15 protein-coding genes are annotated in these 15,640 nt (G+C 67.6%); 6 read left to right on the top strand and 9 right to left on the bottom strand.

Going from position 1 to position 15,640, the window contains the following annotated elements:
• Positions 1 to 9: 9 nt before the first annotated feature.
• Both ACNPNP_RS03930 and ACNPNP_RS03925 read right to left on the bottom strand, forming a co-directional pair.
• Positions 10 to 1,212 carry an MFS transporter gene (locus ACNPNP_RS03930; RefSeq protein WP_448964758.1) on the bottom strand — a complete coding sequence of 401 codons (1,203 nt, stop codon included), beginning with the start codon at positions 1,210 to 1,212 and terminating at the stop codon, positions 10 to 12.
• The gene (locus tag ACNPNP_RS03925; RefSeq protein WP_448964757.1) at positions 1,209 to 2,408 is read right to left on the bottom strand and encodes a molybdopterin molybdotransferase MoeA; all 1,200 of its coding nucleotides are present in this window, start codon (positions 2,406 to 2,408) and stop codon (positions 1,209 to 1,211) included. Before ACNPNP_RS03925 ends, ACNPNP_RS03930 begins: the two co-directional genes overlap by 4 nt.
• Positions 2,409 to 2,476: 68 nt before the next feature.
• Between ACNPNP_RS03925 and fdhD the strand changes: the two genes are divergently transcribed.
• Together fdhD and ACNPNP_RS03915 are read left to right on the top strand one after the other, a co-directional pair.
• On the top strand, positions 2,477 to 3,370 hold the full coding sequence (gene fdhD, locus ACNPNP_RS03920) for a formate dehydrogenase accessory sulfurtransferase FdhD (RefSeq protein ID WP_448964756.1): 894 nt from the start codon (positions 2,477 to 2,479) through the stop codon (positions 3,368 to 3,370).
• Positions 3,354 to 5,699 carry an FdhF/YdeP family oxidoreductase gene (locus ACNPNP_RS03915; protein WP_448964755.1) on the top strand — a complete coding sequence of 782 codons (2,346 nt, stop codon included), beginning with the start codon at positions 3,354 to 3,356 and terminating at the stop codon, positions 5,697 to 5,699. The genes fdhD and ACNPNP_RS03915 overlap by 17 nt, the downstream gene beginning before the upstream one ends.
• Before the next feature lie 96 nt (positions 5,700 to 5,795).
• On the opposite strand, the gene ACNPNP_RS03910 is transcribed toward ACNPNP_RS03915, so the two are convergent.
• Positions 5,796 to 7,295 (bottom strand): aldehyde dehydrogenase family protein, encoded by a 1,500-nt coding sequence (locus tag ACNPNP_RS03910; RefSeq protein ID WP_448964754.1) that lies wholly within the window; start codon positions 7,293 to 7,295, stop codon positions 5,796 to 5,798.
• A 147-nt stretch (positions 7,296 to 7,442) separates the two neighbouring features.
• Positions 7,443 to 7,904, bottom strand: coding sequence for a MarR family winged helix-turn-helix transcriptional regulator (locus ACNPNP_RS03905; protein WP_448964753.1), 462 nt, complete (start codon positions 7,902 to 7,904; stop codon positions 7,443 to 7,445).
• Positions 7,905 to 7,984: 80 nt separating this feature from the next.
• On the opposite strand from ACNPNP_RS03905, the gene ACNPNP_RS03900 reads away from it, so the two are divergent.
• Genes ACNPNP_RS03900 through ACNPNP_RS03885 form a run of 4 tightly spaced genes read left to right on the top strand, consistent with a single transcriptional unit; the run spans position 7,985 to position 11,825 of the window.
• Positions 7,985 to 8,902: an SDR family oxidoreductase gene (locus tag ACNPNP_RS03900; RefSeq protein WP_448964752.1), complete on the top strand. Its 918-nt coding sequence runs from the start codon at positions 7,985 to 7,987 to the stop codon at positions 8,900 to 8,902.
• 4 nt (positions 8,903 to 8,906) lie between these two features.
• The gene (locus ACNPNP_RS03895; RefSeq protein ID WP_448964751.1) at positions 8,907 to 9,815 is read left to right on the top strand and encodes an amidohydrolase family protein; all 909 of its coding nucleotides are present in this window, start codon (positions 8,907 to 8,909) and stop codon (positions 9,813 to 9,815) included.
• A complete protein-coding gene (locus ACNPNP_RS03890) occupies positions 9,812 to 10,264 on the top strand; it encodes a MaoC family dehydratase (RefSeq protein ID WP_448964750.1) in 453 nt (150 codons plus the stop codon). Before ACNPNP_RS03895 ends, ACNPNP_RS03890 begins: the two co-directional genes overlap by 4 nt.
• A gap of 40 nt (positions 10,265 to 10,304) precedes the next feature.
• Positions 10,305 to 11,825 carry an acyl-CoA synthetase gene (locus ACNPNP_RS03885; RefSeq protein WP_448964749.1) on the top strand — a complete coding sequence of 507 codons (1,521 nt, stop codon included), beginning with the start codon at positions 10,305 to 10,307 and terminating at the stop codon, positions 11,823 to 11,825.
• Positions 11,826 to 11,853: 28 nt separating this feature from the next.
• Here the strand turns inward: ACNPNP_RS03885 and ACNPNP_RS03880 are convergent, their stop codons facing one another.
• From ACNPNP_RS03880 to ACNPNP_RS03860, 5 genes are all read right to left on the bottom strand, one after another.
• Complete coding sequence (locus ACNPNP_RS03880) at positions 11,854 to 12,723, bottom strand: PaaX family transcriptional regulator (RefSeq protein ID WP_448964748.1); 870 nt, start codon at positions 12,721 to 12,723, stop codon at positions 11,854 to 11,856.
• A complete protein-coding gene (locus ACNPNP_RS03875) occupies positions 12,720 to 13,520 on the bottom strand; it encodes an ABC transporter ATP-binding protein (RefSeq protein ID WP_448964747.1) in 801 nt (266 codons plus the stop codon). Before ACNPNP_RS03875 ends, ACNPNP_RS03880 begins: the two co-directional genes overlap by 4 nt.
• The gene (locus ACNPNP_RS03870) at positions 13,513 to 14,337 is read right to left on the bottom strand and encodes an ABC transporter permease (protein WP_448964746.1); all 825 of its coding nucleotides are present in this window, start codon (positions 14,335 to 14,337) and stop codon (positions 13,513 to 13,515) included. The genes ACNPNP_RS03875 and ACNPNP_RS03870 overlap by 8 nt, the downstream gene beginning before the upstream one ends.
• The gene (locus ACNPNP_RS03865) at positions 14,334 to 15,164 is read right to left on the bottom strand and encodes an ABC transporter permease (RefSeq protein WP_448964745.1); all 831 of its coding nucleotides are present in this window, start codon (positions 15,162 to 15,164) and stop codon (positions 14,334 to 14,336) included. The genes ACNPNP_RS03870 and ACNPNP_RS03865 overlap by 4 nt, the downstream gene beginning before the upstream one ends.
• A 7-nt stretch (positions 15,165 to 15,171) precedes the next feature.
• A partial coding sequence (locus ACNPNP_RS03860) for an ABC transporter substrate-binding protein (protein ID WP_448964744.1) occupies positions 15,172 to 15,640 on the bottom strand: 469 nt, incomplete at its 5' end.

Raw genomic sequence — 15,640 nt, 5'->3', positions numbered from 1 at the left:
CGCCGCCGCTCAGCGCGTTTCGAGGACGAAGCGGTCGCGTGCGGCGAAGATGCCGATCACGCCTTGCGTGATCATCGTGAGGAGCAGGATGACAAGCGAGGCCGTCCAGCCTCCGGTGAGCGCATGCACGCCGCCGAAGAGCACAGGTCCGACGGCCGCGACACCGTAGCCGACGGACTGCGACATCCCCGAAAGCGCGGACGAGGTGCGGTGATCACGGGCACGCTGCGCGATCAGCGTCAGCGCGACCCCGAGCGAGGAGCCGGAGAACAACCCGAGCGGCATGACCCAGAATCCGATCGCGTCAGGGGCGAGCAGCATCCCGATGCCGCCGATCAGCCCGACCACTGGCAGCAGCGCCGGCGTGATCCGCGCGCCGCGTCCACGCATCAGCACGGCGATCGTCAGCGATCCTGCGATGGAGAACGCCTGGTAGACCATGACGTCGAACCCGGCCGTCAGCGCGCTGCGGCCGGTGTCGGTCGACATGGTCGCAAGCCACGTCACGAGCACATAGAAACAGGTCGACTGCACTCCCATGTAGGCGGCGACCAGCCACGCCGTCGAGTCGCGCCAGACTCCGGTGCGGGGCTCGCGCACGAATGAGCTCGTTCGCATCGCCCGGATCTCGTGCCGGCGCACGTACCACCACGCTGCCAGGCCGAGGGGGATGACGAGCCCGCCCGTAGCGAGCAGCGACAGTCGCCAGCCCGCCGCGGAATCCGCTCCGCTCAGGTCGGCGATCGGAACGGCGAGGCCGGACGCCACGGCGCCCGCGCCGCCGAGGATCGCCGAGTACACGCTCATCATCAGCGGCACACGCAGCGGGAAGTCCCGCTTGATGACTGCGGGGAGCAGGACGTTGCCGACTGCCAGGGCGACTCCGATGAGCGCCGTGCCGATCCACAACCACGCCGTCGACCCGGGGATCGAGCGGACCACCGTGCCAAGTCCAAGGACGCCCAGAGCGGCGAGCACGGCACCGCCGAGCCCGAGCCGCCTCCCGATGCCATGCGCGAACGGAGAGGCCGCAGCCCACATGATCAGCACGATCGTCGACAGCGCGCCGAGAAGGGCGAGAGGTATGCCGGTGTCCGCACTCATCCGTCCGATCAGCGGCCCTACGGCGGTGATCGCTGGGCGCATCATCGCGGCGACCAGGCAGAGGGCGATCACGCTCGCGACGAGCGCCCTGCGTGTCTGGGGCGTCATGACAGCACCATCACCGAGACAGGGTCGCCGATGCTCACCCGCTCCACATCCGAGGGGATGATCGCCAACGCGGATGCCGCCGCGAGCGAGGTGACGAGGTGAGAACCGCTCCCGCGCCGCGACGCGGGGTGCACCGTGGTCTCGTCGAACGTCGCCGGGAGCACCTGCGTGCGTCCCTTCGGCGAGTTCCATCCGGTGCCGGCTGCTCGGACGACATGCGTCCGGTCGATGCCCGCGAATCCGGCCATCCGTCGGAGGGCGGGTCGCACGAAGACCTCGAATGACACCGCGACGCTGACGGGGTTCCCCGGTAGGCAGAACGCGAGCATCCCCGATTCCAGCACGCCGAAGCCCTGCGGCTTCCCCGGTTGCATCGCCACGTTGTCGAACTGCACTCCGTACTCGCCGCCCAGCACGGACCTGACCACGTCGAACGCGCCGACGCTCGCCCCGCCGGAGAAGATCACGGCGTCAGCGTCGACGGCCAGCGCTCGCCGCAGGGCCGCAGGATCGTCGGCGACGGTGCGCACCGATGTGAGGACCGCACCGCTGGCGCGGACGGCCGCCGCCAGAAGCACGGAGTTCGATTCGGGGATCTGACCCCGTCGTGGAGTCGCGGACGGTGCGATGAGCTCGCTGCCCGTCGAGATCACTGCCACTCGCGGGGGCCTGTGCGTCGGCACCTGTCCGAATCCGGCCGAGGCGATGGTCGACAGCTGCCAGGGTCCGAGTGCCGTCCCCGCTCGCACTGCGAGGGCACCGGCCGCAGAATCCTCGCCTTTCCGCCGAACGTGGGCGCCCGACGAGGGCTGTGTCAAGACGGTGATCCACTCCGGTGCGCGTTCGCGGACGGCCGTCCCGAGATCCGTCTGCTCGAGCGGGACGATCGCGTCCGCGTCTGAAGGCAGCGGTGCGCCGGTCATGATGCGCACGGCCTCGCCCGGTCCGATCGATGGGTCGTCGGCCGACCCCGCAGCGACATCGGCGACGACGCGCATTCTCGAGCCGGCGGTGGCGTCGGATCGCCGCACGGCGTACCCGTCCATCGCCGAGTTGTCGAAGAGCGGGATCGGCCAACGGCTGAGAACGTCGGCGGCGAGAACGCCCCCGAGTGCTTCGGCGAGCTCACTCGTCACCGCAGGAGTCGGCCGCGCGACCTCCAGGATGCGAGCGCGATGCTCTTCGATAGTGATCATCGAGAACTGTCCATATCGCTACGGTATCGCGCCCCCACGGCTCGCCGCAGAACACTATGCTCAGAGGTATGGGTCGGATCACGACGAGGCGATCGGTACTGAAGGTCACGGTGGGTGACGGCGCCCGCCGTCGCCCCGACACGCTCGCCGTGGAAGAGCCGCTCGAGATCCGTGTCGCTGGCACTGCGCTGGCCGTGACGATGCGCACGCCCGGTCACGATGTCGAACTCGCGGCCGGATTCCTAGTCTCAGAGGCCGTGATCGGCGAGGGGCCCGAGTTCCAGTCGGCGATCCACTGCGGTGGGCCGGGGACGGGTGGTGTCGAGAACACGTACAACGTCCTCGACGTCTCCTTGGCGCCAGGCGTGGCCCCGCCCGCGCCGGATCTGGCGCGTTCCTTCTACACGACCAGTTCGTGCGGGGTCTGCGGCAAGGCCAGCATCGACGCCGTCGAGACGGTCTCTCGTCACGACGTCGCAGTGGATCCCGTGGTCGCCGACGCAGCGGACATCGCCCGGTATCCGGACCAGTTGCGCGAGCAGCAGGATGCGTTCGACAAGACCGGTGGTCTGCATGCGGCCGCGCTCTTCGATGTCGCCACCGGAGAAATGCTCGTGCTGCGCGAAGACGTCGGGCGCCACAACGCCGTCGACAAGGTCGTCGGGTGGGCGGTGCTGCATGACCGGCTCCCGCTGCGCGGGACGGTGCTGCAGGTCTCAGGTCGGGCGAGTTTCGAACTCGTGCAGAAAGCGGTGATGGCCGGCATCCCCATCCTCTCGGCCGTCTCAGCACCGTCGTCCCTCGCGGCGGAACTGGCCGAGAAGTCCGGCCTCACGCTCGTGGGGTTCGTGCGCGGTCGGACGATGAATGTGTACTCACACCCTGAGCGGGTCCGGACGGATGCTGCGGCACCTGATCTGGCGCTCGTGTCGGAAGGAGCAGCTCATGACCACTCCCGATAACGGCGTCGCTTTCGGCCTGATGCCGTCGCGTCCCAGGCAGGGCGGATACGGTCCGGTGGCGACCAAGGCGTGGTCGCAGGAGGACTACGAGCACCCGGCGGCGGGGTGGGGTGCGGCGCTGTCGGTGGGTGAGGTGCTGCTGGAGTCGAAGCGTCCGGTGAGCGGCGCGTTGGCGATGTTCACGATGAATCATCCGATCAAGGGCTTCGACTGCCCAGGGTGCGCGTGGCCGGACGATCAGAAGGGCTTGAAGCTCGACATCTGCGAGAACGGTATGAAGCACGTCACGTGGGAGATGACGCACAAGCGCGTGGGCAGTGGTTTCTTCTTGAAGCACACCGTGAGCGAGCTTTCCACCTGGACCGACTTCGAGCTGGAGAACGCGGGACGGCTGACCGAGCCGATGGTCTACGACCCGGAGACCGACCGCTATGCGCCGATCAGCTGGGACGACGCGTTCGCGCTCATCGGTGAGGAGCTGCGGGCGCTGGACAGTCCGGATGAGGCGACGTTCTACACCTCTGGGCGGCTGAGCAACGAGGCATCCTTCCTCTATCAGCTGATGATCCGCGAGTACGGCACGAACAACATGCCGGACTGCTCGAACATGTGTCATGAGGCATCCGGCCGGGCGTTGACCGCGTCGATCGGATCCGGCAAGGGGACGACGACGGTCGAGGACTGGGAGCAGACCGATCTGCTCTTCCTGCTCGGGGTGAACGCGGCGTCGAATGCGCCGCGCATGCTGACGGCGCTGTCGGCTGCTGTGAAGAACGGCGCGCAGGTGGTGCACGTCAATCCGCTGATCGAGGCTGCATCCAGGCGCACCACTGTGCCGCACGATTTCGTCGACATGGCACTGTTCAAGACCCACGAGACCGGCACGCTCGACCTGCAGGTGCGCATCGGCGGGGACATGGCGCTGATGCGCGGCATCGCGAAGGTCGTCTTCGAGGCAGCCGAGACGGATCCCACTGCACTGGACACCGCGTTCATCGCCGAGCACACAGACGGCATCGATGAGTATCGTGCGGTCGTCGAGGCGACGCCGTGGCCGGAGCTGGTGCAGCAGTCCGGCCTCACCGAGGAGCAGATCCGCGCGGCGGGGGCGCTCTACCTGAAGGCCGGCAGGACGATCATCAGCTGGTGCCTCGGAGTGAGTCAGCAGGAGCACGCGGTCGACATGGTGCGGGAGTTCACGAACGTGCTGCTGCTCCGAGGCAACATCGGCCGGCTGGGTGCCGGTCCCGCACCGGTGCGCGGGCACAGCAACGTGCAGGGCAACCGCACGTGCGGCATCAACCACCATTCGCCGGCCTGGCTGCTGGACAAGCTGGACGAGGTCTGCGGGATCACCTCGCCGCGCGAGCCGGGGCTGGACACCGTCGCCAGCATCCACAAGATGCACGAGGGCGCCGTCAAGGTGTTCGTGAGTCTCGGCGGCAACTTCGTGCTGGCCGCGCCCGACACGACGTACACCGCGGAAGCGCTGAGCGGATGCCGACTGACGGTTCAGGTGAGCACGAAACTGAACCGCAGTCACATCGTGCACGGGAAGAAGGCGCTCATCCTCCCGTGCCTCGGGCGCACCGAACGCGACGAGCAGGCCGGCGGGCTCCAGGGGCAGTCGGTGGAGGACGCGATGAGCATGGTGCACCTGTCGGTGGGCAAGAAGAAGCCCGCCTCCGAGCACCTGCTGTCGGAGCCCGACATCATCGCGCGGATGGCGAGGGCGACGATGCCCGACAGCGCGACCGACTGGGAAGGGTTCGCGGGCGACTACGACCGCATCCGCGACGTGATGGCGAGGGTGCTGCCCGGATTCGAAGGATTCAACGAGCTCGTGCGTCAGACGAACGGGTTCCGCATCCCGCAGCCGGCCCGCGAGCGGGATTTCCGCACGGCCTCGGGCAAGGCGGACTTCTCCGCTGCCGTGCTCCACGACGTGCGTCCCGCCTCAGACGACATGCTGGTGCTGCAGACGATGCGCTCGCACGACCAGTGGAACACCACGATCTACAGCAACAACGACCGGTACCGCGGGGTGAAGAACCTGCGCGAGCTCATCTTCATGCACGAGGACGACATGCGCGATCGCGGCATCTGGCAGGGCGACCTCGTCGACATCGTCTCGACATCGAAGGACGGTTCACTGCGCAAGTTGCGCGAGTACCGCGCGGTGGCCTACGACACTCCTCGTGGAAGCGCAGCCGGCTACATGCCCGAGATGAACGTGCTGGTCGGAAACGCCGACTACAGCGCCCAGAGCGATCAGCCGCTCATGAAGAGCATCCACGTGCGCGTGATGCCGTCTGCGGTGGCTCGCTGACGGCTCGGGAACGCGTCGGAACGCGGTTCGCCGTGCGGCTTCAGGCGTGCGGGACGTGGCTCGGTGGCCACGACCCGCACGTCATCCGATTCTGGTTCAGTGCGCCATGGCGGCGAGCGCGTCGGGGTCGATGGTCGCGATGGAACGGGTGTCCTGGAACGCGCGCACGCCCTCGATGCCCTGCTCCCGACCGAAGCCGGAGCTCTTCATTCCACCGAACGGCGCGCGCAGGTCGAGGCGGGTCGCGCCGTGGTCGTTGACCCAGACGTAGCCGCACTCCAGCTGCGAGCCGACGCGGTTCGCAGCATCCGGCGACGACGTCCAGACCGACCCGCACAGGCCGGCCCACGTGTCGTTCGCCAGCGTCACCGCCTCCTCCTCGGTGTCGAAGGCGATGACCGGGATGACGGGCCCGAACTGCTCCTGCGTGACGACCCGCAGCGCGGGATCGGGATCGATCACGATGGCCGGGCGCAGGAAGTTGCCGTCGGCGAGATCTCCACTGGGAAGCTCACCGTACTCGCGGACGTCGGCGCCGGCATCCTTCGCCTCCTGGATGAGCTCCTCGACGAACGCCTTCTGGGCCGGCTGGTGCAGCGGACCCATCGTCGTGCCCTCGTCGAGTCCGTACCCGAGCTTCACCTGGCTCAGGCGCGCTTCGAGGCCTGCGACCAGCTCGTCCTGACGCGATCTGTGAACGAACACCCGCTTGGCATTCATGCAGATCTGTCCGGTGGTGTCGTAGATCGCCGCGAACAGCCGGTCCAGGTGAGCATCGTCGAGGATCGCGTCGTCGAGGAAGATCGCCGCGTCGTTGCCGCCCAGCTCGAGCGTCACCCTGGTCAGCGTCTTCGACGCCATCTCCATGATGCGCTTGCCGCCGGCCACCGACCCGGTGAAGCACACCTTCGCGACATCCGGGCTCTGGATCAGCCCCGCCATGTTCTCGTCCTTGCCGGTGATGACGTTGAGCACACCGGCCGGAAGCTTCTCGGCGACGCGCTGCACGAGCCGCGCGGTGGCCAGCGGTGTGGAGGGCGGTGCCTTGACGATGACGGTGTTGCCGGCGAGCAGGGCGTGCGGCAGTGCCGCGCCGAGGATCGCGATCGGCCAGTTGAACGGCACGATGATCGTGACCACACCCAGGGACTGGAACCGCACCTCGGTCGAGACGGGGATCGCGCCGGGGATCGCGGGCAGCGTCGTGCCGGTGTCGACGGAGTCGGTCAGCATGAGCGCGAGGTTCCACCGCAGCTCGAACACGAGCGCGTCGATCCAGGCCTCCATCCGCACCTTGCCGTTCTCCTGCGACAGGATCGCCGCATCGGTGTCGCGGTCATCGGCGATGCCTGCGATCGCGTCGGCCATCGCAGCGGATCGCTGCTCAGCCGACAGCGAAGCCCACGCCGGGTGCGCTGACTTCGCAGCCGCCACCGCGTCAGCCACATCCGCTTCGGATGCCGATGCCGCCTCTCCCACGACGATCCCTTTCTTGCCGGGGTCTGCGACCTGCAGCACTTCTTGCGTGAAGCGCTCCTCGCCGCCGATGAACAGTCCAGTACGCACTCCTGAGCGCGTGACAATCGTTTCCGACATCGTTTCCACCTCTCTGTGACTGAGTCGAAGCATCGCACGATGCCGTGCGCCGCCGATGAACAAGCTAATAGGCATTCCTCTTCACATCTGGAAGAGATTCTGTCAGCAGCGGCATCCCAGCGGTAGGACGTCGGCGACGCCTGACCCTCAGCGCGACTGGCCGCCGGGGAACGCCGTCTTGCGCAGCAGATCGGCGAGCGTGACGCGTTCGCTCTCGGTGAGTTCGCTGTGCAGTATGAGTGTGCTCGCGCGAACCTTCTGCCGCGCCTTCTCGAGAGTCTCGAGGCCGAGGGCGGTGGCGACGATCACGTTCGCGCGACGGTCGCGCTGGTCGGGTTCGCGTTCGACGAGCTTCGCCCGCTGCAGCTCGTCGACGAGAGCGACCACCTGACTCGGGTCGAGCCGGAGGAACTCCGCGATCTCGCGCTGCGACGGGCGCCGGCCGACCGCGGCCAGCTCGAGCACCGAGTAGGAACGCACCTTGAGGCCGAACTCGGCGAGGGCCGCATTGCCTGCGGCGTTGGAGAGCGCGCTCGCACGGGCGAGCAGGAAGCTCATGTCGTCGATCAGCGCGTGGCTGCCCTGGGGCTGCGCCGCGGGATTCGTCATGTGTTCATCCTACGGTACGGTGATGCTACCAATAATTGAAATTCTCAAGTAAACTGAGAACACACGAACGAAGGAGTGTCATGTCACTGGACGGCAAAGTCGCCATCGTCACGGGGTCCGGCCGCGGACTCGGGCTCGCCTATGCCCAGGAACTCGCGCGTCAGGGCGCCTCCGTCGTCATCAACGACGTCTCGGAGGATGCCGCGGCAGAAGCGGTGGCGGCGATCGAGGCCGAAGGCGGCAAGGCCGTCGCCGTCGTGGCGCCGGTCGGTCCGACCGAGACCGCGAAGACGCTCGTCCAGACCGCCGTCGACACATACGGGCGACTCGACATCCTCGTCACGAACGCCGGGGTGCTGCGCGACACGGTGCTCTGGAAGATGAGCGACGACGACTTCGACACCGTCATCAACGTTCACCTGCGGGGAACGTTCACCTGCGTGCGTGAGGCCGCCACATACATGCGCACCAACGAGATCGCCGGCCGCATCATCTGCATCGGCTCGCCGACGGGTCAGCGCGGCAACTTCGGTCAGACGAACTACGCGGCGGCCAAGGCCGGGATCGTCGGGATGGTGCGCACCTGGGCGATGGAACTCAAGAAGGCCGGCATCACGGCCAACGCCGTCATCCCCGTGGCGGCCACGGCCATGACCGCCACTGTGCCGTACTTCGCCGCCGCGGTCGAGGCTGACGAGAAGGGCGAGGCGATGCCGCCGTTCTTCCGGCACGACCTCGGCTTCGGCACCTCCGCCGATGTCGCCGGGCTCATCTCGTATCTGGCTTCGGATGCCGCGGCATCCGTCACCGGCCAGGCGATCGGCGTCGGCGGCGACCGCATCCAGTTGTGGTCGCACCCCGAGGCCGTCGTCACCGAGTACCAGGACGGCGGCTGGACGCACGACGCCCTGGTCGAGCGGTTCGACGATGTCATCGGAGCGCGGCAGCAGTCGGTCGGCGAACGTTTCCCCGCGCTGCCGGAAGAGCTGCAGCGCTGAGACGATGACCCGTTACGAGCCGAACCTCGACCTCGACACCCTCGGGGCCATCGACGTCCACGTGCACGTCGAGATCGACGGTCACGGGCATGCGTCGCTTCCCGACGACCTCGTGGCTGCGGCGTCGAAGTACTTCGCCGCCGATGCGACCAGGCCCGATCTCGACTCGATCGCCGCGTATTACAGAGAGCGGCGGATGGCGGCAGTGGTGTTCACCGTCGATGCCGAGACAGGACTCGGTCACGCACCGATCTCGAGCGCGGACATCGCCGAGGGTGCCGCGCGCCACAATGACGTGCTGATCCCGTTCGGGTCTGTGGACCCGAACCGGACGGATGCCGTGGATCGCGCCCGCCGACTCATCGAGGACAGCGGCGTGCGCGGTTTCAAGTTCCACCCCACCGTGCAGGGGTTCGACCCGAGTGATCCGGTGCACTTCCCGCTGTACGAGGTGCTGCAGGGTGCCGGCATGGTCGCGCTGTTCCACACCGGCCAGACCGGTATCGGCGCCGGGCTGCCCGGTGGACGCGGAATGCGCCTCGCGCTGTCGAACCCGATGCTGCTCGACGACGTCGCCGCCGAGCATCCTGAGCTGCAGATCATCATGGCGCACCCTTCGGTGCCCTGGCAGGACGAGGCGCTGTCGGTCGCGACGCACAAGCACAACACCTGGATAGACCTGTCCGGGTGGAGCCCGAAGTACTTCCCGGACTCCCTCGTGCGTGCGGCGAACTCCTACCTCAAGGACCGGGTGCTGTTCGGCTCCGACTATCCGTTGCTGACACCCGATCGCTGGATACGGGATGCCGAGGCCACCGACCGTTTCAAACCAGAGGTGCGCTCGCGCATCTACAAGGACAACGCCGTGCGGCTGCTCGGCCTCGATCGAACCACGAAAGGGACATCATCATGACCACCACCGTCGCCTATGCCGACCTCGCGAGCGCTGCCGGCACCGACCTCGGCTTCTCCGAGTGGCTCGAGGTCACCCAGGACCGCATCGACACCTTCGCCGATGCGGCCGATGATCACCAGTGGATCCACGTCGACCCCGAGCGCGCCGCGGGCGGACCCTTCGGCGCACCGATCGCGCACGGATTCCTGACCCTGTCGCTGGCGACGAAGTTCTGGAGCGAGCTGTTCGAGCCGGAGGGGGTCACCACCCGGGTCAACTACGGGCTCGACAAGGTGCGGTTCGTCTCACCGGTCGCCGTGGGGTCCCGCGTGCGCATGAACGCCGTCATCGCCGAGGTCACGGAGGTCAAGGGCGGCTATCAGCTCGCCGTCGACCAGACCATCGAGATCGAGGGTGCCGCGAAGCCCGCCGTCGTGGCTCGCGGGATCTACCGCTTCTACGCCTGATCCGAACTCGGACCGGCATCCAATCGCAAAGAGGCTGAGGATGAAGAATCAAGGGCTGGGCAGCTGGATCGCACGCCGTCGCGTGAAGTCCGAAGGCGATATCGCAGTGATCCAGGGCGATCGCGCGTACCGCTACGAGGAACTCGCCGACCGGATCGACCGGTTCGCGAGTGCGCTGGCGGAGCGCGGCGTCGCCAAGGGCGACCGGGTGGCATACCTGGGGAACAATCACCCGGATTTCCTCACCTCGTTCTTCGCCTGCGGTCTGCTCGGGGCGATCTTCGTCCCGTTGAACACCCGTCTCGCACCGCGCGAGCTCGAGTACATGATCGACGACTGCGGTGCGCGTCTGCTGATCACCCATGAGGAGCTCCGCGACGTCGCGCGCGCTGCCGCATGGTCGAGTGCGATCGAGCGACGCATCATCGTCGACGGTCCGGCCGAGGTGCCGGCGGTCGAGAGCTTCGAAGACGTCGTGGCCGCAGCATCCACCACGCCGCCCATCGCCGAGGTCGTCCTCGACGACCCGGCCATGATCCTCTACACCTCGGGGACCACCGGGCGCCCGAAGGGGGCCGTGCTCACGCACGGGAACTTCACCTGGAACTCGATGAACGTCCTCGTCGACTACGACCTCACGTCCGAGGAGCGCACCCTCCTCATCGCACCGATGTTCCATGTCGCCTCCTTGGGCATGGGCGCGCTGCCGACGCTGCTCAAAGGCGGCACGCTCGTGGTGCAGGAGAAGGTCGACCCAGGGGCCGTGCTCTCCGCCGTGCAGGAGCACGGGATCACGAGTCTGTCCGGGGTGCCGACGACATTCCAGATGCTCGCCGAGCATCCGGACTGGGACGCAGCCGACCTCTCGACGCTGCGGAGGCTCACCTGCGGTGGTTCCAGCGTTCCGCTGCGGGTCATCGAGGCCTACGAGAAGAGAGGACTGAGCTTCTCATCCGGTTACGGGATGACCGAGACGTCACCGGGTGCGACCTCGCTCCCGTACCGCAAGGCCAGGGAGCACGTCGGCTCGTCCGGCATCGCGCACTTCTTCACCGACGTGCGCATCGTCTCGCCGGAAGGGGAGGTGCTGCCGGCGGGGGACGCGGGAGAGATCGAGATCAGCGGTCCGAACGTCATGAAGGAGTACTGGCTGCGCCCGGATGCCACACGCGACGCGCACCACGGTGAATGGCTGCGCTCCGGTGACATCGGCTTCCTCGACGAGCAGGGCTATCTCACCATCAGCGACAGGGTGAAGGACATGATCATCTCGGGTGGTGAGAACATCTATCCCGCCGAGATCGAACAGCTCATCATGGAACGGACGGAGATCGAGTCCGTGGCAGTGATCGGCGTACCGGACGAGCGATGGGGCGAGGTACCGCTGGCGATCGCCGTCGCCCGCTCCGAGATCGCGGCAGATGACGTGCTCGCGCATCTCGCCGGGCGCATCGCCAAGTACAAGATCCCGCGTGGAGTGCGTTTCGTCGACGAACTGCCGCGCACGGCGAGCGGCAAGGTGCGAAAGGCCGATCTGCGAGGCAGGTTCACGCTGGAGTGACCATATGCGCGAACTCTCGCGAGGAGCGCTAGATGCCGACCGCCGCCGGTTGGGCGGTCAGCGCGGCGAACTCCGCCTCCGATCGGGGGGCGAGCTCGGCGCGAAGCCGACGGTACAGAGCGAACGACTCCGGTGCCGGCCACTGCGCATCCATGAACTCCGGAGGCAGCCGCGGGTCGGTGCGCAGCAGTTCGAGCCAGTCGGCGACGAGCATCGTGCGCATGACGATCGCGGATGACGAGTCGTCGACCCTGACATCGCGCCATGTCGCGATGAACGCGTGGTGCGCCTCGCGGATCCCGTCGATGTCCCAGGCGTCGCGCACGCTCGACGCGATCGGGAATCCGTCGAGTTCCTGAGCGTGGAACGCCATGACGGCGCCGTCGGGGAGTTCCTCCCGCAACGGCTCGATCGCGCTCGCCAGCGCCGGACGCCCGGATGCCAGCCACAGGCCGTCGCGCAGGGGCGCGAACCCGTGCCACGTGAGCGTGGAACGCAGGCGCCCGCGCAGGGTGCGCAGCTCTTCGGGCAATGAGAAGGTCACGAGAGTCCAGCCGTCGCCGTTCGGGTGGAAGGGCGACGGGCCGCGGACGCGATCCGTCGCCTCGCCGAGGATCTTGCGTCCGGCAGGTGTCAGGGAGAACTCGAGATGTCGGCCGTGGCGCTCTCGGGTCAGGACGCCACCGCGCACCAGGCGGTCCAGCGTCGCCCGCGCGGCCGGTGCTGCGACACCCGCCCCGTGCAGCACCTCGAGGAACACACCGGTGCGCACCGGCGCATCCTCTCTCTGCGCCATGAACTCGCCCAGGAACGACAGGACCAGTCGTTTCGGCTGCCGGCTGCGCGTCGGCTCGCTCTCGGCCGTGCCGTCGCCTGCGGCCCCTGCGGGCGCAGTCATGCGCTCGCGCGCACGGCTTCGCCGCGCTTGGCTCGCTGGATCTGCTCGTACACATGCGTGCGCAGCTCGGTGAAGCGGGGGAGCGCCCTGGTCGTGATCTGATCGCGTTCGGGTGCCAGATCGATCGTGAGATCCTCCTGCACCCAGGTCGGCGACTTCGACAGCACGATCACGCGCTCGCCGAGATACACCGACTCGTCGATGTCGTGCGTGACGAACAGGATCGACATCCCGCGCTCGGAGTGCAGCCTGCGCACCAGATCCTCGAGGTCGGCGCGGGTCTGGGCATCGACAGCGGCGAAGGGCTCGTCCATGATGAGCACCTCGGGCTGGTACGCGACTGCGCGCGCGATCGCGACGCGCTGCTGCATTCCGCCCGACAACTGCCAGGGGTAGCTCTTGGCGGCGTGGTCGAGCCCGACCGCCAGCAGGGCGTCATCCACCAGCTGGGCGCGCTCGTCCTTGGAGAGCTTCCTGTGCTTGAGCGGCAGCTCGACATTGCCGCGCACGGTCAGCCATGGGTAGAGGCTGCGGCCGTACTCCTGGAAGACGAGGGCCATCTTCTCCGGTGGAGAGGTGACGCGCCTGCCGTCCAGCTGGACGTCGCCCGCCGTGGGGCGCAGGAGACCGGCGATGCACTTCAGCAGCGTCGTCTTGCCGCACCCGGACGGGCCGACGATGCAGACGAGCTCGCCGCGATTCATCGCGAAGCTGATGTCGCCGATCGCCTCGACCCGGCCAGTGGCCGATTCGTAGACCTTGTTCAGGCTGTCCACCTGCAGAAGCGTCTCAGGCACGCTCGACCTCCTTGATTCCGTGGTACCAACGCAGCACCCGACGTTCGATGAAACCCACCACGACTGCGAGCAGTACGCCGATGAGCCCCAACAGCAGGATGCCACTCCACATCTCGGCGATGAGGTAGTTCTGCTGGAAGTACTTGATCTGATAGCCCAGCCCGGACGACGAGTAGAACAGCTCCGAGATCACCATCATGATCAGGGCGACCGACAGCGTCTGTCGCACGCCGGCCATGATCCGCGGGCTCGCCGCGGGCAGCACGAGCGCGAACAGCCGCTGGGAGCGGGTGAGCGAGTACGACCTGGCCGTCTCCGTCATCACCGAGTCGGTCGCGCGCACGCCCTCGATCGTGTTCAGCAGCACGGGCCAGATCGCACCGAACGCGATCACGAGGATCTGCATCGCATCGGTCACGCCGAGGAAGGCGACGAAGACGGGGATGAGCACCGGAGGCGGAATCGCACGGAAGAACTCCAGGAGCGGCTCGAGCAGTTCGCGCAGCCAGCGTGTGAGTCCGATGAGGGTTCCCGCGACGACGCCCGCGATCACGGCGATGACGATGGCCACCGCGAGCCTGGCGAGGCTCGGAAGCACGTCGTCGACGAATGCGGCCCCGATCCAGGTGTCGGAGAACGCCACGGCGATGGTCTGCGGAGCGGGGAAGAACTTGGCCGGCGCGATCGTCGCGGCCACGCCCCAGATGACGAGGAGAACGAGGGGGAGTGCGACGGCGTAGAACGTGTTCTCTCCCGCCTTCGCCCACAGACGCGACTTCGGCGCCGGCGTGCGGACCGTGCTGGTGTACAGCGTCATGATGCGTCATCTCCTCTCACGGACTGGTGCCACGACAGCGTGCGGCGCTCGATCGCCCGGAAGCCGATGTTGATCAGGAGGCCGAGCACGCCCGTCACGATCACGATGGCGTAGACGGTGGTGATGTTGCCGATCCCGGATGCCACGGTCAACTGCCGTCCGAGGCCGGGGTTGCCGATCGTCATCTCCGCAGTGACGGCGAGGATGAGGGCGACCGCGGCCGCGAGCCGCAGACCCGTCATCAGGTAGGGCAGAGCGGTCGGCAGGACGAGATTGCGCAGCTGCGACGCCCGGGTGAGGCCGAAGCTGCGCGCCGTGTCGCGCGCCACGGTGTCGATGTCCGCGACGCCGTAGAGCACCTGCACGAACACCTGCCAGAAGCTGGCGTACACGATGATGATCAGCGCGGCCGGGAGCTGGAGCCCGTAGACGAGGATCGCGAGCGGGATCAGCGCGACGGACGGGATCGGCCTGAGGAACTCCACCACGGTGTGGGTGGCGCGCCGCAGCACCGGGACCATCCCGATGGTCGCCCCCAGGGCTGTGCCGAGGATGGCGGCGATGACCAGGCCGATGGCCCATGCCGTCATGGTGCGGCCGATGTTGCGCCAGAACTCCAGGTCGCGCAGGAGGACGCCGAGCTGGGCGAAGGTGTCCGTCGCGGAGGGCAGCTGCTCGGGGTTGAGGATCCTCAACGTCGAGAGCAGCTGCCACACCGCGAGGAACACGACGACCCCGAGTGCGCCGAGCAGCACGCGGCGGAGCGCTCCGATGCGCTGGCGCCGTCGGTGGCCGGAGAGCCGCCGTGAAGAAGTCGCCGTCGTCATGCCGGGATCACTGCTGCTGGATCAGGCGATCGAAGTCCGGCAGCTTCTCGATGTACTCGTACTTCACGGCGAGATCGGCGAGCGTCTTGATGCTGTCGACGTTCATCTCGAATGTGAAGGTGGGAAGGGTGATCCCCTGCGCGGCCTCGAGCGGGATGTCGAGCCCCTCTGCGATCGCCGCGTAGACCGCGTCCTCGTTGGCCGAGGCGAAGTCCAGTGCTTCCGTCATCGCCGCAGAGTAGGCCGCGACGAGATCGGGATCGTTGTCGATGAGGTCCTGAGTGGTGATGTTCGTCAGCACGGAGAGGCCGGGGATCGTCGCCTGGTACGGGGCGACGACCGACACCCCGCCCTCGCCGACGATCATGCCGCGGAACGGGTCGGGCGCCCAGCCGGCGTCGATGGTGCCGGCGTCGAGCTGCGCCTTGACATCGGGGAACGCGACCTCGATGAACTCGACGGTGGACGAGTCGCCG

This window comes from Microbacterium xerophyticum (assembly GCF_053543555.1).
Note: the sequence above shows the minus strand (reverse complement) of the source record. Positions and strands in the feature narration are given on the sequence as shown.